17 protein-coding genes are annotated in these 19,123 nt (G+C 46.8%); 14 read left to right on the top strand and 3 right to left on the bottom strand.

Features of this window, described 5'->3' with window-relative positions:
- Positions 1-96: 96 nt before the first annotated feature.
- The 4 genes from NNL21_RS00420 (at position 97) to NNL21_RS00405 (ending at position 8,395) form a co-directional block, all read left to right on the top strand.
- The gene (locus NNL21_RS00420) at positions 97-6,186 is read left to right on the top strand and encodes an Ig-like domain-containing protein (RefSeq protein ID WP_204815441.1); all 6,090 of its coding nucleotides are present in this window, start codon (positions 97-99) and stop codon (positions 6,184-6,186) included.
- Between the two features lie 200 nt (positions 6,187-6,386).
- Entirely contained in the window at positions 6,387-6,965 is a 579-nt protein-coding gene (locus NNL21_RS00415; protein WP_204815440.1) for a bifunctional transcriptional activator/DNA repair enzyme AdaA, read from the top strand.
- Entirely contained in the window at positions 6,955-7,515 is a 561-nt protein-coding gene (locus NNL21_RS00410; RefSeq protein ID WP_256554983.1) for a methylated-DNA--[protein]-cysteine S-methyltransferase, read from the top strand. Before NNL21_RS00415 ends, NNL21_RS00410 begins: the two co-directional genes overlap by 11 nt.
- A complete protein-coding gene (locus NNL21_RS00405) occupies positions 7,496-8,395 on the top strand; it encodes a DNA-3-methyladenine glycosylase 2 (protein ID WP_204815439.1) in 900 nt (299 codons plus the stop codon). The genes NNL21_RS00410 and NNL21_RS00405 overlap by 20 nt, the downstream gene beginning before the upstream one ends.
- Before the next feature lie 358 nt (positions 8,396-8,753).
- On the opposite strand, the gene NNL21_RS00400 is transcribed toward NNL21_RS00405, so the two are convergent.
- The gene (locus tag NNL21_RS00400) at positions 8,754-9,242 is read right to left on the bottom strand and encodes a helix-turn-helix domain-containing protein (protein WP_204815438.1); all 489 of its coding nucleotides are present in this window, start codon (positions 9,240-9,242) and stop codon (positions 8,754-8,756) included.
- Positions 9,205-9,630, bottom strand: a complete 426-nt coding sequence (locus NNL21_RS00395) for an AraC family ligand binding domain-containing protein (RefSeq protein ID WP_204815437.1) — start codon at positions 9,628-9,630, stop codon at positions 9,205-9,207. The genes NNL21_RS00400 and NNL21_RS00395 overlap by 38 nt, the downstream gene beginning before the upstream one ends.
- A gap of 138 nt (positions 9,631-9,768) precedes the next feature.
- Between NNL21_RS00395 and NNL21_RS00390 the strand changes: the two genes are divergently transcribed.
- From NNL21_RS00390 to NNL21_RS00380, 3 genes are all read left to right on the top strand, one after another.
- Positions 9,769-10,731 (top strand): DUF4838 domain-containing protein, encoded by a 963-nt coding sequence (locus tag NNL21_RS00390; RefSeq protein ID WP_204815436.1) that lies wholly within the window; start codon positions 9,769-9,771, stop codon positions 10,729-10,731.
- A 39-nt stretch (positions 10,732-10,770) separates the two neighbouring features.
- Positions 10,771-11,577, top strand: coding sequence for a class I SAM-dependent methyltransferase (locus NNL21_RS00385; RefSeq protein WP_204815435.1), 807 nt, complete (start codon positions 10,771-10,773; stop codon positions 11,575-11,577).
- Between the two features lie 184 nt (positions 11,578-11,761).
- The gene (locus tag NNL21_RS00380; protein ID WP_204815434.1) at positions 11,762-12,583 is read left to right on the top strand and encodes a DUF2935 domain-containing protein; all 822 of its coding nucleotides are present in this window, start codon (positions 11,762-11,764) and stop codon (positions 12,581-12,583) included.
- Between the two features lie 79 nt (positions 12,584-12,662).
- Here NNL21_RS00380 and NNL21_RS00375 read toward each other — a convergent pair whose 3' ends face one another.
- The gene (locus NNL21_RS00375) at positions 12,663-13,538 is read right to left on the bottom strand and encodes a cation diffusion facilitator family transporter (protein ID WP_204815433.1); all 876 of its coding nucleotides are present in this window, start codon (positions 13,536-13,538) and stop codon (positions 12,663-12,665) included.
- Positions 13,539-13,774: 236 nt separating this feature from the next.
- Between NNL21_RS00375 and NNL21_RS00370 the strand changes: the two genes are divergently transcribed.
- The 7 genes from NNL21_RS00370 to NNL21_RS00340 all read left to right on the top strand — a co-directional run bounded on the left by NNL21_RS00370 (position 13,775) and on the right by NNL21_RS00340 (position 19,079).
- The gene (locus tag NNL21_RS00370) at positions 13,775-14,203 is read left to right on the top strand and encodes a PH domain-containing protein (protein WP_204815432.1); all 429 of its coding nucleotides are present in this window, start codon (positions 13,775-13,777) and stop codon (positions 14,201-14,203) included.
- 210 nt (positions 14,204-14,413) lie between these two features.
- Positions 14,414-15,109 (top strand): response regulator transcription factor, encoded by a 696-nt coding sequence (locus tag NNL21_RS00365; RefSeq protein ID WP_204815431.1) that lies wholly within the window; start codon positions 14,414-14,416, stop codon positions 15,107-15,109.
- Positions 15,106-16,506, top strand: coding sequence for a sensor histidine kinase (locus NNL21_RS00360; protein WP_204815430.1), 1,401 nt, complete (start codon positions 15,106-15,108; stop codon positions 16,504-16,506). The genes NNL21_RS00365 and NNL21_RS00360 overlap by 4 nt, the downstream gene beginning before the upstream one ends.
- A gap of 132 nt (positions 16,507-16,638) precedes the next feature.
- Positions 16,639-17,199, top strand: a complete 561-nt coding sequence (locus NNL21_RS00355) for a PepSY domain-containing protein (protein WP_204815429.1) — start codon at positions 16,639-16,641, stop codon at positions 17,197-17,199.
- Positions 17,200-17,327: 128 nt separating this feature from the next.
- The gene (locus tag NNL21_RS00350; protein WP_204815428.1) at positions 17,328-17,912 is read left to right on the top strand and encodes a PepSY domain-containing protein; all 585 of its coding nucleotides are present in this window, start codon (positions 17,328-17,330) and stop codon (positions 17,910-17,912) included.
- Positions 17,913-18,124: 212 nt separating this feature from the next.
- On the top strand, positions 18,125-18,478 hold the full coding sequence (locus NNL21_RS00345; RefSeq protein ID WP_204815427.1) for a RidA family protein: 354 nt from the start codon (positions 18,125-18,127) through the stop codon (positions 18,476-18,478).
- Positions 18,479-18,548: 70 nt separating this feature from the next.
- Entirely contained in the window at positions 18,549-19,079 is a 531-nt protein-coding gene (locus NNL21_RS00340; RefSeq protein ID WP_204815426.1) for a cysteine hydrolase family protein, read from the top strand.
- Positions 19,080-19,123: the final 44 nt, after the last annotated feature.

The raw sequence follows: 19,123 nt of genomic DNA, 5'->3' as shown, positions 1-19,123 counted from the left end.
GATGAGGACGTTTTTTTTCAAAATAAGTTAAGCGCTTTACTTCAATTGAAATAACCCATCTATTATTCTCGAATTATTACTATGAGGAGGACTAGAATGATATTCAAGCGAAGCAAGAAATGGATAAGTTTATTAACCGTTTTATGCTTGTGGGTAAGCTGCTTGGGAATGCCGAATACCGCAGTTTTCGCAGAACAAAGCGAAGCGGTTGCGGTTGCGGCGGTCCCAGGGTTAGCCGGGGAATGGAAATTCGATGAGATGAACGGGAGTGTAACACCGGATACTCGATCGCGCAATGATGCTATTGTATCGAAGGCTGCGTTAGGGACCGGATTTAATGGGAAAGCGTTATTGTTTAACGGTTATGACAGCTTTGCCACGATACCTAATGATGAATTGATCAACACGGGCAGCGATTTCTCGATGAGCATGCTGGTCAACTTCAATTCTACGTATACGAATCGGAACGTGGTATTCGTTCAGCAGCAGGGGGAGAATGGAGCAACCCTTCTACAGCGCAGACCGGACGGCCGCCTGCAATCCTCATTAGGTGGAGTATCCACGATAGGTGCGACGTTGATTGAGCCGAAAAAGTGGTATCATGTCGCGCTGGTTCGTGAGGGCGCAAAGGTCAAGCTGTATGTCAACGGAACACTGGATGCTGAAAAGGATAATACGCACATGGATTCGAACACCGGGGACATTCGGATCGGAGCAGATCGGTTCCCGGATTCGTCGAATGCTTGGCCTGGGTACATCGATGAATTGCAAATTTATGACCGCGCTCTGACTGATGATCAACTACGTCAAGTACCGGGGCATGACTGGCCCGTAATTACAATGAACGGCAGCGCTGAGCTGACGTTGGAATTTAATCAAGCCTATGACGAAGCCGGAGCGAGCGCAACCGATTCCGTTGATGGGAATCTGACCGTGGTTTCACCAACGGGGCAAGTCGACACAAGCAAGGGCGGTATTTATCCGGTGAAATATACGGTGTCGAACAGTCGTGGGGAATCTGTTACAAAAGTCCGTACCGTCACAGTCATTCCGCCGAAGACGTTGTCCCGCGCAAGCCGGGTATTGATTGACAAAGGGCTCCAAATGCAGACGTGGATGACGACCGAAGGGTCGGGCAGAAAGTTTGCATCGGCGGATGAATGGACGGGAAGTCATTTTACAACGGCGACCTATTATGAATATCCGTTCTACAATCAAACGCTGCATAACAATGTTCCTTACCTCCAATGGTCTCTAGTCAAGGGAGCATTCGGAGACGGGCTGGGCGGCGGTCCGAAGGAAAGTGATATGAACGGCTTCTTGTCCCCACAGCAAACAGCCGACGTAAATAATTTGATTACGATTTCGTTTGGGGATGAAGAAGGCTACAGCGAAGAAATATTGAAGACTTTCACAGATTGGTTCAAGCTGAGCCATCAGTTGTATCCGAATGTGCTGGCGCACAGCAACCAGCAATCCCGTCAATGGCAGAGAGACAATTATGAGACCTACATCAAGACGGCTGAGCCCGATTTGCTCACATTCGACGATTATTTGTTCTCACTTGGCGGTACGGATAAAAACATGTTCACGACGATCGTCAACAATATTAATGATCAACGAACAATCGCACTAGGTGGTTACGACAGAACGGGGCAAAGCCCGATCGCCTTCGGTCAATACTTGCTTGGATTCAAGACGAACAAGATGCCTGCGGATGTCGGTCCTTACATCATTACGGAATCTCAGATTTATGGTGTGCCATTCGCAACGTTAACAATGGGTGGCAAATGGCTGAGCATGTTCCGTTGGGAGTATGACAGCAGCTCGTTCCTGTTCTTCGACAAGGATGGAAAGACGACGCCACAGTACGACCAATATGCGGAGATGGCGCGCCAAATTAACCATTTAGGTCCTCATCTTGTACGATTGAACAGCACGGATGTATTCATCGTGCCCGGTCAGTACAAGGATGAGACTGGTGCAGTCATGAATAATAAGACACCTAAAGAAACGCCGGTGCTCGATAAGTATAATCGATTATCACACCCTTATCTGAGAAGCATGTCCGTACAAAACCTCGGAACGGAGAATAACGGATTAAACGGAGACGCCCTTATTGGATTTTTCGACCCATTGCCGGATACGCAAGATTTCTTCGGATCGATGGATAAACAATATTTTATGGTTATGAATGGGTTGACGACAGGAAACGGTTTATTACCTGATCAACAACATGGGTCCGGCTCAGATACGAAGCAAAGTATTACGCTGGAGCTGAATTTGGCTCAGTATGCACCAGGTGCTATTCAACGTGTCAGCAGAGAAACCGGTCAACTGGAGCCAGTTGAGCTTAAGCCGCTTGGCGGGAACCGCTATGAGCTGAATGTAACGCTGAACGGAGGAGTCGCCGATTTGTTCCAGTTGGACAAATCTATGGTGAACCCGAGCTATGCTGCAGTGGAGTCGGTCAGCTTGCCTAGCGCCATGAACATGAATGCTGGAGATACCACGAAATTAAGCGCAGTGGTAGCGCCAGCGAATGCGACAGAGCAAGGCGTGGAATGGAGCTCCTCTAATGAAAGCATCGCAGCCGTAGATACCAATGGTGAGGTAACAGCTATAGCCGGGGGTACTGCCGTCATTACAGCCTCGACAATCGACGGTGATAGGATGGCTAGAACGGCCATCACCGTTACGTCGGTGAATGTTCCGGTTACGGGAATCACGATTAGTCCAGCAACGGTATCGCTGTATACCGAAGAGACAACGAAGCTGACTCCTTTGATTACACCAACTAACGCCTCGAATAAAGCAGTGGTATGGTCCAGCAGCGATGAGCGTATTGCCCAGGTGGATCAAGAGGGCACTGTGACGGCGATTTCCCCGGGTTCTGTGGAGATTGCAGCAACAACTGTCGACGGCAGTATGAAAGCGTTAAGTCAGGTTACGGTATTGGATGCATCCAGTGAAGCATCGTTATCTGATTTAATCATAAATAATGGTCAAACAGATCTTGGGTTCAATAGCAGCACATTCGATTACACGGTCAAAATCAATCCGAATACGGATTCGATGACGCTGCAGCCACGGCTGAAAAACAGCAAAGGCCAGATGCTCGTTAACGGAATGTTGGTTAACAGCGGTCAGCTGATTACAGCTAAAATCCCAATGGGCAACAGCAAAATTGAAATCATTACCCAAGCGCCCGATGGCATTTCTTCGAAAACCTATTCAGTTGTCGTGAAACGCAATAAAAATCTTGCGCTGGAAGCAAGCTCGGCACGCGCAACGCATAAGGAGCATGGCCAGGATTGGAGTGCCAACGATTATGATAACGATAGCGAGCATTCGCCGCTTCGGATGATCGATGGGAAAGCCGATACGTATTTCCAAAGTGCGGCAATGGAGGAATTAAACGCAAAGGGAGAGTTTGAACCACCGCATCGTATTTTACTGGAATGGGACGATAGTAATCTGCAAGATTTCAATAAGCTTGTCCTTGTTGTCAATAAGGCCCAGCAGCAGGGATTGACCGTTCTGGATATTTCTACATCCGAAGACGGTATGAACTGGGAGGAAACAAAATCCAGCGTTTATTTGAGCTGGCAGACGGACAGTCCAGACGAATACGAGCAGGTAACAGTCAACTTACCGGACTATAAAGCTCATTACGGAGCGGATTATAAGGGTCTCAAGGGCATTTATTTATTATTATGGAAAGCCAATCTTGACGCCGAAGACAGGTATGCCATATCAGAGTTCGAATTATACAATGAGAAGGACGCAACAGAGCCAGTGGAAATAACCGTTACGGATATTCCAGTTACCGGGATCGAAATAGCTCCCTCCTCGGTTGATCTGCTCATTCATGAGACGGCGAAGCTGAATACTGTGTTTGCACCTGTAAATGCGAGTAATCAGTCCGTACAATGGAGCAGCAGTGACCCGCGTATTGCATCTGTTAATGCTAAGGGAATTGTAGCGGCCATCAGCGCTGGCACTGCCACGATGACTGCTACTACAGATGATGGACAGTACACGGCATCCAGTACGGTACAGGTTACGAATCCGAACAGCGATGCATCTCTGTCTGCACTCGTTGTAAATGGTGGAAGCACGAATATTTCATTTAACAGCAATAAGACCGACTACACCATGAATCTGGATCCAAGTGTGGATACGGTTACCCTGCAGCCTACATTGAAGAAAGCGGACAGCACGATGAAAGTCAACGGCCTGTCACTGACCGCAGCGCAATGGATTTCGGCTAAAGTGCCGATGGGCAACAGCAAAATCGAAATCGCCGTAACTGCGGCAGACGGGGCAACCGTAAAGACATACACTTTCACGATAAAACGGAATAAAAATCTGGCCCGTGAAGCGAGTGCGGCTCGTGCAACATATCTGAACCACGGTCAGGACTGGAACGCGAATGACTATGCGAATGAAGGCGAGCATTCACCGATCCGGATGATCGACGGGAAAGCCGATACGTATTTCCAAAGTGCGAGTATGCCGGATTTGAATGCCAAAGGAGAGTTTGAGCCTCCGCATCGAATTATGCTGGAATGGGACGATCACAAACTGCAAGACTTCAATAAGCTCGTTCTTGTCGTAAATAAAGCTCAGCAGCAAGGGTTGACTGTTCTGGATATTTCAACGTCCGAGGATGCTGTGAACTGGGAAGAGACCAAATCCAGCGTATATTTAACTTGGCAGACCGACAGCTCGGATGAATATGAGCGCGTAACAATCGATCTGCCGGATTATAAAGCCCATTACGGCGCGGACTATAAAGGTCTGAAAGGTATTTATCTCTTATTGTGGAAAGCCAATCTTAATACGGAAGATAAGTACGCGATCTCTGCGTTCGAGTTGTACAATGAGAAGGATGCGACCGAACCCGTACAAATAACAATCCAAGGAACGGTAACACCGCCAGTTACACCTAATCCGCCGATAACACCGATAACTCCTGTCACTCCTCCGACGGGTTCGGTTGCAGACGGGATCATCAAGCTGGGTGTTCCAAAGGTTGATGAATCCACTGGGGAAGCAGCAGCTGCGGTGTCAACAGGAGATTGGAGTAAGGCGTTAGAAACAGCTTCAGCTGGAGCGAACGGTCTGACAATCGTCAGAATTGAGGTGCCGAAGGCGGATAATGCGAAATCATATGTCGTTGAGCTTCCGCAATCCGCTCTGGCTTCGGACGCAGCTAAGACGAAGGTTGAGATTGTAACCGAATTCGGAACGATAACGGCTCCGTCTGATATGCTGAACGGATTGAATTTGACAGGTGTGAAGAGCATAGCCATTTCAATCTCGGCTGCTGACCGATCAACACTTGAACCAGCTGTAAGTGCGCAAATCGGCAATCGCCCGGTTGTCGAGCTTCACGTGATGATTGACGGCAAAGTCGTTCCTTGGAGCAGTCCAATAGCTCCGGTTCTGGTATCGATTCCTTATCAGCCAACACCTGTTGAATTGGCTGATCCTGAGCATATCGTTGTCTGGTACATCGATAACGCGGGCAAGGCAGTGCCGGTACCTAACGGCAAGTATGATGCAGCAACGGGTTCAGTTACATTCAAGACAAGTCACTTCAGTAAATATGCAGTCGTGTTCGTGAAGAAATCGTTCCGGGACATCTCCTCGTTGAGATGGGCAAAGAAACAAATCGAGGTGATGGCGTCCAAAGGTGTAATTAACGGAACCTCGTCAGCCGCGTTTGCGCCGACAAAACCAATAACCAGAGCGGACTTTGTCGCTCTGCTCGTAAGGGCGCTGGAGCTGACGGCTTCCGAGCAAGATGGCAGCTTCTCCGACGTTGATGCTTCGGCTTATTATTCGAGGGAGGTAGGGGTTGCCAAATCTTTGGGGATTACAACAGGAACAGGCGATGGAACGTTCAAACCATTGCGTTCAATATCAAGACAGGAAGCGCTTGTTCTGATGTACAAAGCGATGAAAGCTGCCGGCAAACCGATCGCCGAGGTTTCGCCTTCTGCAGTACTCAACCGTTTTGCGGATAAAGAAAAAATTGCTTCTTATGCATCGGACGGTATTGCTGCGCTTGTTCAGAGCGGTCTGATCCAGGGGGACGGAGTCTCCATACACCCGCAGGATACTCTAACCAGAGCAGAAGCGGCAGTCATGATGTATAACATGCTTAGCCATGAATAATCAGCGGGAGTAACGAAGCTTCATTAATCATCAAACAACGAAGAGCAGGGGAGCCTACGCACCTGCTCTTTGTTGTTTCTTGGAAGGGTGCACGGACATCCAGTGATGGATTAATTCACTGTCGAAATCTTGCTGTCCTATTCATCTGCACTACTACTGGGATAAAGTTTGGTTTATACTGTGGGCACGAGGTGAAACACATGGACCAAAAGTTATTTGACCTGATATACGACTCGGTCGTTAACCGGGAATCGACCTATGATGGTGTATACTATACGGGTGTAAAAACCACGAAGATCGTATGCCGGCCTACTTGCCGGGCCAAGACCCCATACGCGGCTAATGTGACGTTCTACCGGTCACTTGAAGATGCGCTGCACGCCGGTTTTCGGCCGTGCAAACGATGTAAGCCTGATGCGAATGGATCACTACGGCCGGATGCTGCGTTGGCCGCGCAGGTAGATGCGATTATTGAGACGCAATACAATGATAAACTGACACTGCCCATGTTGGCCGATTCGCTTGCCATAAGTCCCTATCATCTGCAGAGGACATACAAGCTAGTGAGAGGTTATTCACCTGCAGAAAAGACCGAACGCGTTCGTTTAGCGCATGCGCAGCGGTTATTGTCAGAATCTAACGCTACAATCGCAGAGATTGGAACGGCTGTGGGCTATGGAGGGCCATCCCATTTCACTTCTTGGTTCAGCCTCAGAACAGGCGTCTCACCATCAGAATATCGGAATGGACAGAGAGGAGCTGTTATAATTGACAACTAATAAAAAAAAATACAGACACACGGTTATGGGCATGAATCAGCCATGGACACTGATTGCGAGTGAGCGCGGCATGAGTCAATTGCTGTATCCGCCTCATCTTGAATCATTGGCTCCACATGGAATAAATCCACAGATCACTGATAATGATTCCATCATCGAGGATCGGGGATTATTCGTCGAATTCGGTATCATTGATTTGCTGGAGCACTATTTTGCCGGTCATCCTGTCAGCTTCGGCAAGGTTCCGCTGGCCCCACAGGGAACACCGTTTCAACAAAGCGTATGGTCAGGTTTATCCCAAATCCCGCATGGTGAAACATGGACATATAAGAAGCTGGCGGACTTTATTGATAAACCGTCAGCGATAAGAGCCGTAGGCGCTGCAGTTGGGCGCAATCCTTTGCCGATAATCGTACCCTGTCACCGGGTCGTCGGAACCAACGGAACATTAACCGGGTTTCGAGGAGGACTTCAAATGAAGAAAGATATCCTTGCTTTGGAGGGGATAACCCAGTTGAAGGCGGTTGGCCATGAACGATTCAAGTTTTGAGCTGCCGCTCCCGCATCCGTTTGACTTCCGGCAATGTCTGGACTATATGGCCCGTTCACCACTTGAATGCTTGTACACCATAGAACACGCCGGGGTTAATCGGCTCATGCAGGTTGCAGGTGCAAAGCGATTGGTTAGGGTGACATGTCCCGAAGCTGCAGTGATGAAGGTGCAATTGCTGGATGGTGAACTCCTTTCTTCCGAGGTGCAAGTGGAGCTATCAGGATTTATTAAGAACTGGTTTGATCTGGATCGGGATTTAGAGCCGTTCTTGCAGTTGTCCAAGGGAGATCCGCTGTTGGAACCATTGGCCGAAGCCTTTGCCGGATTACGCGTGGTAGGGGTCCCGGATCTATTCGAAGCGCTATGCTGGGCCATTGCAGGTCAACAAGTGAATTTGACGTTTGCCTACAAGCTCAAACAACGGCTGACGGAGGCGTACGGGGATGCAGCGGAGCGGGAGGGGGTAACCTATCGAGTATTTCCATTACCAGAACGCTTCGCTTCAGTAACCGTCGAAGAATTATGCAGCCTTCAGTTTACTAGGAACAAAGCCAGGACGATATTGGATGTTGCTTCACTTATATCTAGCGGGGAATTAAGCAGGGACAGGCTGTTAACGCTGACAGATCCGGATGCCGTCGACAAGGAACTTACAAGGATACGAGGTATCGGACCATGGACAGCTCAGTATGTGCGAATGAGATGCTTAGGCGATCCAACATCGCTGCCTGTTGGAGATGTGGGTCTGCAAAATGCGGTGAAGCAGCTGCTGGGGTTGAACCAAAAGCCAACCCCGCTTGAGCTGCAGACCTTATTCGAGCCGTGGTCAGGTTGGGAATCGTACATCACTTTTTATTTATGGAGAACGTTGTATTAGCTAACCGTATAATTGCTATGAACGAAAAAAGCTGCATGCATGCAGCTTTTTTCTCTTTTTACTGTTTCTGACAGGAGGAGGGACATAAGGGGATGAATCCAAGCTGCCCTCATAATCAGATTAGCGCGAGAGTACAAATTCGAGCGATAAAGTTGAGATCAATATAACTGTGCAAGGGGAGACGATCTACCGGCTCGCTCATGATCGGGCTGCCATCTACTGTAATGGCATAGGTCCGATCGATGGAGAAATTCCCTGTCCTTCCATCCATGTATAAACGGCAGGGTGGCGATCTAAGCTACGGATAGCAGCAGCAGCTCGCCTTGCCCGGGCGCTCGTTGCGGATAGCCTTCGCTCATTAAGGCGATTGTTTTCGGTAGGCGGTCGGTGTCATCCCTTTTACTTTTAGAAACGTGCGGGAGAAGGTTTGAAATGAACCGAAACCAACTTCATAGGCAATGCTCGATATGGATAGTTTAGTAGATGATAGCAGCCCGCAGGCATGACGGATTCGGAGCCCTTGAACAAAATGGACATAGTTTTGCCCGATCCGGATTTTGAATTGTTCGCTCAGATGGGACACATTATAATGGAATTTTTTCGCCAGATGCTCCAGCGATATATCTTCACGGTAATGCAGGTGTACATAGTGGATAACCTGCCAGAAGAACGCTTGGCCTGAATCGAACCCTATTCCGCTGGATACTCGCAGCCCATCTGAATGCTGGCTGTAACGCAATCGGTCGAAATGCACGAGCGCCTCGTGGAGTTTGGCCTTGATCATAATGCTGCGCATCCGCTCGTCACCGTCATATTCCAGCATCATTTCGTCGAAAATGCCGCTCACCCGCTTCAACTCTCGGGGCACCCAGCTGCACGAACGGAGGGAGTCCAGCCGAATCTTCCAGCACGATGCTAGCTACTCCCCATTCGCCCTCGTTTGAATGGAGAAGAAGCTCCAGGTCGAAATTACAGATATATAAGTGAAGACTAGCACCAGGATCGCTTTGTATTTCGTGGAACTGGTAAGGCAGCAGGAATATTAACGTACCGGGTTTCATCTGATGTTTAATGCCATTAATTATTTCGACGCCATGGCCTTCCAGGACAAGAATGAACTCCAGAAAATCATGTCGATGAGGGACGACGGATTCGACGACTTCGATCTTGATGCTGTAAGGGAAAGCAGTGTTCATGTTCGGATAATCCGTGAGGTAGATCGGATTGAGCGTCATGGCATTCCTCCGGCTTCATCGGTTGGCAGCCCTTTCATTATACCAAAATAATGAGATCTCTACCTGTAAGGATGACATGTATCCGAGGTTCGGGAGCAGTTACACTTAGGGTGAGAAACGATAAGGAGGATGCAGCGAATGGCGGATAGAAGAGGGATTGTATTGGATTTGGATGATCTGCATGAGGGATGGCCTGATCTGCTTCATAAAGCTAACATAAATGTATTGGGACTGCATAACTGGAGTCAGGAGCATGAGTCCAGCCAAAAGATTGATGCCATTATCGACTACTTTCAATCGGCCGAAGGCGTTAGGATGGCAGAACGGTTAAGGACATTAAATATTGGACTCGAGTTCGAGCTCCATGCCATGAGCTGGCTGCTGCCCAGAGAACATTATCCATCACATCCGGAATGGTTCCGGATGGACGATAGCGGCGAGAGAAGGCAGTATGATAATCTTTGCCCATCCAACGAAGAAGCCATGGAGGTTGTACGATCGAATGCGGCAATACTTGCGCAGAAGCTGAAGCCTACAACCGACCGGTATTATATGTGGCAGGACGACAACAAACCATGGTGCCGCTGCGAGCGCTGCCGGCCCTATTCGACGAGTGATCAAAACCTGCTGGTCATGAATGCGATTCAAGCATCGATTCAGACCATCGATCAGTATGCGAAGTTATCCTATCTGGCCTATACGACAACCCTTGATTCTCCCCCGGAGAAGATTAAACCGCGCAAGGGTGTATTTCTCGAAGTAACAGGACCCGGGATTCATCAAATGAATAACACGCGCCCATCAGGCATTCACGACGAGAAATTTCAGCAGTCGCTTGAGCGCAATCTGCAAGTATTCGGGGTTGAGCATGCGCAGGTGCTTGAGTATTGGCTGGATAGTTCCCTGCAGTCCGGTTGGAAGAAGCCGGTGAGCAGACTTCGTTTTGACGAAGCAGCAGCTGCTTATGATATCGGATTCTACGAATCTAAAGGTATAAGCTCTATCACCACCTTCGGGGTGTTCTTGGACGAGGTTTATTTTCAGACCTATGGCGCGCCTCCCATCGAAGCCTATGGACGACTATTGGGAGGAAATAGGTGATATAATCAGTAATATGATTGAAGTGGGATGGTGAAGAGGATGAAAGATGAAGTCTACTTATACAATCACGCACGTTGGGAAGCGTTAGCTCATGCCAATGCTTTATTCACACGACCAAAACTTGATTTGGATCAACAATCGGCTGCTGATTACTTGGGATTAGATCGGCTTGGATTCACGGGGGAATTAGCAGGAAAGCGAATCCTATGCTTGGCAAGCGGTGGCGGACAACAATCAACAGCTTTTGCATTGCTGGGCGCGGTTGTTACGGTATTCGACATTTCTCCGTCCCAATTAGAACGAGATCAAGCAGCAGCTGAACATTATGGAGTTGAACTTCGATTGGTTCAAGGCGATATGCGAGATTTAACCTGCTTCGACAAGGATTCATTCGATATCGTGTGGCATCCATATTCGCTTAATTTTGTTCCGGATTCACGTGTCGTCTTTCATGAGGTTTCCCGTATTCTCAAAGAGGGAGGGCGCTATTATTTGATGTGTGCGAATCCTTTCTTCTCCGGCTTGACTCATCAGGATTGGAATGGCGAAGGTTACACCCTGCAGCATCCCTATAAAGATGAAATGATGACATCCTATCCCGATCAAGAGTGGGTGTACGATCAGTCTCAATCCGCTGCAATCCAAGAGCCGAGAGAATACAGGCAAACCTTAAGCAGAATCATGAATGGATGTATCCGTGAAGGCTTTCTTCTGGCTTATTTTTCTGAAGTGAAAAGTAACGACCCAGAGGCCTTGCCCGGCAGCTGGGGACATTTTGCAGAAATAGCACCGCCTTGGGTTGAGTTTGTCTGGATCTATAATCCCCATATTCTATCAAGCAAATGAGAGGTGATATATTTAGCAGTTCTTCCTTCTCATATAATTCCTATTATCAGAGCGGTTCTAAATTAGCCGCGCCCCATCTGCTCTTTGTTGTAAGGGTTAATATAAACCCTGCGTATAGGCATATGACCTAGCCGTCTTCTCATACTGTAATGGAGGTGTGGAGATATCGGGAGGAGGGGTCATTTTGCCAGATGAGTTTGTAGCACGTTCGTTAGAAGAGGTAAGGTTCTGGTCGCGGATCATGAAGGAGCATTCCTTATTTCTTAAACTGGGCTTCCGTTGTGAAGATACGCAGTTGATTAATGAAGCGAATCAATTCTATGCCATTTTTGAGACGATTGAGAATCGTGCCCATGCATTTACGCTAGGGACAGATCCTAACACGATAAAAAGGTTTAATGAAGAAGTTCATATTGCCGTTTCTCATATCTGGGTATTCAAGAGAAAATTGCTCGGTTTGATACTGACCTGTCAGCTTCCAGGTGCCAATAACTTCCCGCTGTTAGTGGATCACGTAAGCAGGGAAGCGAATTATTTCCGAAATCGGTTGTCGGAATTAAATTTAGGGAAGTTAGAACCGCTTCCGGATGCCATCATAGACGAGAATGTGTTCTTCTTGAGAATTATGGCGGACCACGCAAAATTCATTAGTCACTTGCTTGATCCTTCCGAGCGGAAGCTAGTCGAACAGGCCAATAGCTTTAGTCATGATTTTGATCAGCTGCTATTCCAGGCGAAAGACTTGGAATCCATGCGTCCACAGTCACAGACCTTGCCGCTCCTTGATCAATTCCTTGATCAGAATCGGGTCTCCGTGAAATCGCTTCGTGATTTCAAGAAGACAGCTCGTGATCTGATTCAGGCTTGCCGAATTAAAAGTATTATCCATCCGTTACTGGCTGATCATGTGTTCCGTGAAGCTGAACATTTCTTAGCGATTATCGATATGTTTGAATATAGCTTGACAGGTAACGCACCGGTAAGAGAAAGCAATACCATCGAGTAAAGCGCGTCTTACATTTAGATCAGAAAAGTCCACATTTGTGGACTTATTTTATATGCTGCAATCACCCAGCGCCCAACAATCAATTCGATGTCTCATGGGGCTCAATGTGAATGTGAACATGTGATATGCTGTGTGATTCAAAAATCCGTTTTTCGATATCCTCCGTAATTTCATGGCTCTCGATTACATTTAGTCGATAGTCTACACCGATGGTTACATCTACGAGCTTGTTATTGCCGTGAATTCTGGCTTTAATATCAATGATCTTCTCGACGCCCGGTATATCACGGATGGTTTGTTTGATCGTTTGCAGCTCTGCATCATCGAAGCCATCTGTTAGCGCATGTGAGGAATCGCGAAAAATGTCCCAGGCTGTTTTGCAAATAATAATACCAACAATAAGAGCCGTTAACGGGTCTAGCCAAGGTAAACCGAATTGAGATCCGAGAATACCGACAAATGCACCGACACTTACAAATGCATCCGACCGATTATCCTGAGCCGCGGCCGTCATGGCGTGGCTGTTTATTTTTCTAGCCAAACGAATATTGTACAAGTAGACCAAATAAATCATCACCGCACAAAAAAGGGCTGTCCAAGCTGCAATCATATCAGGTGATTCATTGGCTGGAACTCTAAACTTAAGAAAGGATTGATACAAGACCTGCAGGCCGACCGCAAACATAATGAAAGACGCGATTAACGCGGCCACCGTCTCAGCACGGTAATGACCATAGCGGTGGTTCTCATCCGGTGGCTTCCTTGAGATTCTCAATCCTATTAAAACCGCCAATGAAGCAATGATGTCCGTAGAGTTATTCAGACCATCCGCTGACAATGCTTCAGAATTGGAGAAATAACCGATTGTCACCTTTATAGCTGCTAAGACTATGTATGCAATAATGCTTAGCCATGCGCCTTTTTCACCTTGTTTGATATCCTCATATGTGTTCACTACGTGTGCCCCTCACTTCTTTTTCAAGCCCAAAAGGTATGATACTTGATAAGATACGTGTGGGTCTAGAGAAACAGTGTTGTTATCATCCTCAAAAAATAGCACGGGCAAACATAGTTGCACCTGCCCAAAACTATAGCAATGAGGGAGAAATGTAGAATATTGAAGTTTTGGTGGACAATAACATGCCAAAGTCGCGTATAATCTGATTGAAAGGTAAATAAGGAGGAATGAACGTGGCTAATATATTCGGAGGCTTGTTTGGCAACTATGCTGAAGTTACGGTTCAAGAATTGACACAACAATATGGCATCTATTTAATGCCGCAAGAACAAATCCAAATCGGCTTTAAGCTTGTACGAGATACATTCATCATCACGGAGGAACGGCTGATCTTTATTGATCACCAAGGCGTAACCGGTAAGAAGACTCGGGTGGCCTCCATTCATCTGGACTCGATCTATGAGGTAACGATGGAAACCGGTGGTACAGGCTTCGACGATAGTGAAATCACGATTCAATACATCACTTCTCCTTACTATAAGACAAACAACCTGCAGGTGGCGTCTTACAAGTTTGAGTTTGGAAAAAAGTTCAATCTTCAACCGATCTACATATCCCTTCTTACACTCGCGCATCAGAATCACAAACGATTAAATGCATAGATCTTCATCGAGGAGCTTGCCATACGGCAGCTCCTTCGTTCGTATTGCCCATCTCAGCGCAGCTGATAGGAGGGGAAAGTGATACCTCGCATTTTTATTTTGTGTCATAGCCATCTATAATATGGAGAACAATGATTAATGACTGGGGTAAGAAGAGTATAAGGCGACAAATACGAATAGCCTGCTTTCGTGGGAGGGAATGAGGGAGTTTTGGAAAAAGCGATATTAGTTGTGGAGGATGAACGTAAGATTGCCAGGCTTCTGCAAATTGAGCTAGAGAGTGAAGGCTATCGGGTGCTGCTGGCTCATGACGGTATCGAGGGGTGGGCGGCCTTTCAAGAATATCAGGCGGATCTTATTTTGCTTGATGTGATGCTTCCGGGAATTAGCGGGATTGAACTGCTCAGACGGATTAGATCGGTCAATCAGGACGTTCCTGTTCTATTAGTGACAGCAAAAAATTCGGTGGAGGATAAGGTATCGGGTCTTGATCTTGGGGCCAACGATTATTTGACGAAGCCCTTCGAGATCGAGGAGCTGTTCGCAAGAATTCGCACTTCACTTCGCCTGTCGGCAAGAGCGGCGCAGACCGATCATGCAGAGGAGTGGTTAATAGCGGCCGATTTAAAGCTGAATTTGAATACAAGAGAGGTGGAACGGGCGGACAAGCCGCTTCAACTCACACAGCGTGAATTCGATTTGCTCGCTTATTTGGTTCGGAACAAAAAGCATGTACTGAATCGCGATCAAATTTTGTCCGAGGTATGGGGATATGATTACGATGGAAATACGAACGTCGTTGATGTGTATATTCGTTATGTACGCAAAAAAGTGGATGAAGGATTCCCGACAGAGCTCATTCATACCGTTAGAGGTATTGGCTATGTGCTGAAGGACACACTATGAAATTGAGAACAAAGACACATTTCTACTCCTCCGTTTTGTTCGCCGTGATGCTGCTTGTCGCAAACGTTACGGTCTATTTTATTTTTTATAAGCTGACAATCGACCGTGAGTTAGACCAATTTGAAGCTGAGACGCAGCAGGCATCAGAGGTAATCCGCGAGACTGACAATCGTGCCGCAACTGCAGAGCTGCTTCGCGCCTACGTGCCGCTGAACGGTATGATCAGGATTGTGAATGAGCGCAAGCTGGATAATTCCAGCGAACCGCTAGTCACGGCTGTATCTGAAACGGCTCTAAGAGAACAACCGGCAATCTTCTATCCCAATCGGCAAGCAGAGCGGATCACAATCAGCGGCAAAAGCTACGGATTCGTATCGATTCCATTTATCCGGCCTGACGGAAATGTTGCAAATATACAAGCGACCAAAAGCTTAGAGGAATTAATGGCGCTTCTCGGGATTCTGCGCATTGTACTTATAAGTGTATCTGCTGCTGTTATGATTCCGGCGATTGTCTCAAGCGGTATTCTGGGAAGTCTCATTATGCGGCCAATCGAGGCGATGACGAAGACGATGCAGGAAATTACCCGCAGCGGCAAATTTGTGAAATTAAAGCAGGATGTAAGGTCACAGGATGAGCTGGTTGAGATGGGCAACACGTTCAATGAAATGATTGGGTTATTGGAGACCAGCTTCACCAAACAGGAGCAATTTGTATCCAATGCATCGCATGAGCTGAAGACGCCTTTGACGGTTATCGAAAGCTATGCCAGTCTGTTGAAGCGAAGAGGACAGCAACGTCCAGAGCTCATCATGGAGTCGGTGGAGGCGATTCATTCAGAAGCGGTCCGCATGAAGGTGATGACCGATCAGCTCCTGCTGCTCGCCAAACCACACCGGAACTGGGTGCACGCGATGACTAATATTGAGCTGCTTCCATTAGTTGAACAGATGACAACCAGCTTTCGCAGTACATATAACAGAGAGCTGACCGTTATATCAGAAGGCGATAAACCGCATATTGCTTACTCGGATGAGGATATGCTGAAGCAGCTGTTGGTTATTTTGCTCGATAATGCAAGGAAATATAGCAGCGGCGAAATAACAGTCAAGATTGGTGCGAACCAGTGCCATCGTTTCATTGAAGTCATTGACCGGGGAATGGGTATCCCGGAAGATGAGCTTGAGCTTGTGTTTAATCGGTTTTATCGGGTAGACAAGGCGAGAACCAAAGACGCTGAACACGATGGGGGAGCCGGTCTTGGTCTATCCCTAGCCAAAGAAATTTCAGAAGTGATCGGTGCGAAGATCGTGTTGCAAAGCCGCGAAGGCGAGGGCACCACAGCGATCCTGTTTCTTCCTCCAGTACGATCGGCACATCCAGCGCTTTCTCAGTAAATTGTAATCATCACCGGTTATGATGGTTGAAAGAAGAATGAAGGGGATGATCCTATCCAATTTCAAGTGACACGGAGGTTTAAGGTAATAGCCGCATCCTTGATTATTGCTATCCTGGTGTTGTTAGCTGCCATGACACTGATCTTACGCAGAACAGAAACGAAGCCCGGCATTACGCTTAATGAAGCTAAACAAGAGGTGCTAAATCAATATGAGGGGACGATTGTTAGCGCGGAGTCGAACGGCAGCTCCTACTTGGTTCGATTGCAATCCGAAACTGGACTGTATGAATTGAACGTAGACAAGGATCATGCCGATATCACGGGGATTAAAAGCATTGAGCGATATACGGACAGCGTACCTGACGGAACTTCATCCCCTGATAACAATCAGCCGACTGATCCGGGCACAAACCCGTCGCCAACGCCAACTTCTCCAACTGACTTACCCGATAAGGAGACCGTGCTTAATCCAGATGTGTTTCTAAATGAAGACGAAGCTGCTAAGCTGGCCTTAAGTAAGGTTGATGGGACGGTTACAGATCTTGATATTGAGAAAACCCATGGCAAATGGTATTACATTATCGAGGTTGAAACGCCAGATGGGCGGGAAGCGGATGTTCAGATCAATGCCGCCTCTGGTGCTATTCAATCTGTTACTTGGGATGATGAGGATGATGACAAAGAAAAATAGTGTGGATATTCCATATTCTTCATATATTTTATCATCAAATTCTAATGTGACTGTAATCTTGCTCAAAGTTAGCTGGGTTATAGTAAAAGTAAGCTAAGCAAGCAGCTAATAAAAGGAGGAAGAGAAGCATGAACAAAAAAATATGGATAGTCTCGATTGCCGTAGCGACCATAATAGCAGGCTCTGGATCAGCTATCGCAGCGAACAATGCCTCGACTACGATCAGCAAGGACAAAGCGAAAGAAATTGCGCTTCAAGCGGTTCCAGGCACCGTTACAGACATTGAACTGGAGCGGGAACACGGCATCTCGATGTATGAAGTGGAAATTAATAAGAAAAACTCCCTTGAAGAGGTGGATGTGCATATTGCTGCGGATTCGGGGAAAGTGTTGTCCATCGTCAATGATGACGATGATCATGACGATGACGACCGAAAAGCAGCCGGCGGTGATTCAAAGACTCAGGGCGGCGAGCCAAGCTCTTCGGCTGCAGAGGGAACCCAGAAGGTGATTACGAAGGAACAGGCGAGCAAGCTGGCTTCGACAGCAGTGAAAGGCCAAGTGCTACAAGTAAAGAGCGATTGGGATGACGGTATACAGCAATATGAAGTGAAGATCAAGACGAATGAAGGCATTGCCGAAGTAGAGCTAGCAGCAGTAGACGGCACTGTTCTCTCTATCGATTATGATGACCATGATGATGATGATGATTAATGATGTTAATAATTGACCGGATTAAATTCACGTCGGCTGCTCTTCAAGGTGAGAGTAGCCGGCTTTTTTTCATTCAATTCGCTTTCTTGAGAAGGTGCTATACAGAAGTACTTAATCTTCTACAGGAAGTGTTAGGAGGATAGTCGAATAATTTCACGAATACACCTATGGAAGGAAACCATTTACATAAATAGTTATTGAAAGAGGTGTGTATGATGAAGGAATATATAAAATCTGATTTTCCATTAGCCTATTCAGATGCCGTGGTTATAGACAAAACGATCTTTGTTGCAGGCCAAGGACCCGACAGTTTAGAAGTTACGGTTGAAGAGCAAATTAGACAAACAATCAGAAACCTCGAAAAGGTTTTATCCAAAGTCGAAGCAAGCCTTAAAGATCTTGTTAAAGTAACGGTTATTTTGAATTACGACAAGATAACCCCTCAAATGTTTGAAGAGGTTTATAAAGACATTCTTACAGAACCTTATCCCGCCAGAACAATAATCAAGAGTGATATTGGATTCAACGTTCAAATAGATGCAATTGCGGTAAAAGAAAAGAGTTGAAGTCTGGCTGACTTTAGCTTCAGGGATTCGTGAACGTGTTGCAATCCATTGAAAATAATTGGAGGTTAGTATGATGTCAACTCGTAGTGCCCTACTCATAATAGATGTGCAAGTCGGAATGTTCGATGAATCATATCCGGTACATCTAGGGGATCGATTAATAGAAAAGATTCAAAGCCTCATTCTTAATGTTCGATCAAAGGGAGTTCCCATTTTTTATATACAGCATAATGAAGGACCGGGCCAGCCATTAGAATCGGGTAAACCAGGGTGGGCAATTCATCCATCAATTTCACCTAATGAGGAAGATACAATCATTCAGAAGAATAGACCAGATGCATTCTATAATACTACCCTCCAACAAGAACTTGTGAATAAAGGGATTCATAAACTTATACTCACAGGGATTCAGACTGACATATGTGTAGATACGACATGTAGGCGGGCAAACAGTCTTGGATATAATGTTATCCTTGTCAAAGATGCTCATAGTACTTGGAATACACCTGAACTTACGGCGACTCAGATTATCAACCACCATAATAATGTTTTACAGTGGTTTTCAAGTGTTCAAAACGCTGATGAAATCATATTTGAATAAGGAAACTGGAGCGGGAGGATGGTTTTGATATCTAACCTGGATAG

This window comes from Paenibacillus mendelii, assembly GCF_024498075.1.
GTDB lineage: Bacteria > Bacillota > Bacilli > Paenibacillales > Paenibacillaceae > Paenibacillus_Z > Paenibacillus_Z mendelii.
Note: the sequence above shows the minus strand (reverse complement) of the source record. Positions and strands in the feature narration are given on the sequence as shown.

What these genes read in the sequence shown, in the direction of transcription:
- NNL21_RS00395 (WP_204815437.1), bottom strand. Translation starts at nt 9,630, where the DNA reads ATGACGCTCAATCCGATCTACCTCACGGATTATCCGAACATGAACACT.
- NNL21_RS00390 (WP_204815436.1), top strand. Translation starts at nt 9,769, where the DNA reads ATGGCGGATAGAAGAGGGATTGTATTGGATTTGGATGATCTGCATGAG.
- NNL21_RS00420 (WP_204815441.1), top strand. Translation starts at nt 97, where the DNA reads ATGATATTCAAGCGAAGCAAGAAATGGATAAGTTTATTAACCGTTTTA.
- NNL21_RS00405 (WP_204815439.1), top strand. Translation starts at nt 7,496, where the DNA reads ATGAACGATTCAAGTTTTGAGCTGCCGCTCCCGCATCCGTTTGACTTC.
- NNL21_RS00345 (WP_204815427.1), top strand. Translation starts at nt 18,125, where the DNA reads ATGATGAAGGAATATATAAAATCTGATTTTCCATTAGCCTATTCAGAT.
- NNL21_RS00355 (WP_204815429.1), top strand. Translation starts at nt 16,639, where the DNA reads ATGACACTGATCTTACGCAGAACAGAAACGAAGCCCGGCATTACGCTT.
- NNL21_RS00360 (WP_204815430.1), top strand. Translation starts at nt 15,106, where the DNA reads ATGAAATTGAGAACAAAGACACATTTCTACTCCTCCGTTTTGTTCGCC.
- NNL21_RS00340 (WP_204815426.1), top strand. Translation starts at nt 18,549, where the DNA reads ATGATGTCAACTCGTAGTGCCCTACTCATAATAGATGTGCAAGTCGGA.
- NNL21_RS00350 (WP_204815428.1), top strand. Translation starts at nt 17,328, where the DNA reads ATGAACAAAAAAATATGGATAGTCTCGATTGCCGTAGCGACCATAATA.
- NNL21_RS00415 (WP_204815440.1), top strand. Translation starts at nt 6,387, where the DNA reads ATGGACCAAAAGTTATTTGACCTGATATACGACTCGGTCGTTAACCGG.
- NNL21_RS00385 (WP_204815435.1), top strand. Translation starts at nt 10,771, where the DNA reads ATGAAAGATGAAGTCTACTTATACAATCACGCACGTTGGGAAGCGTTA.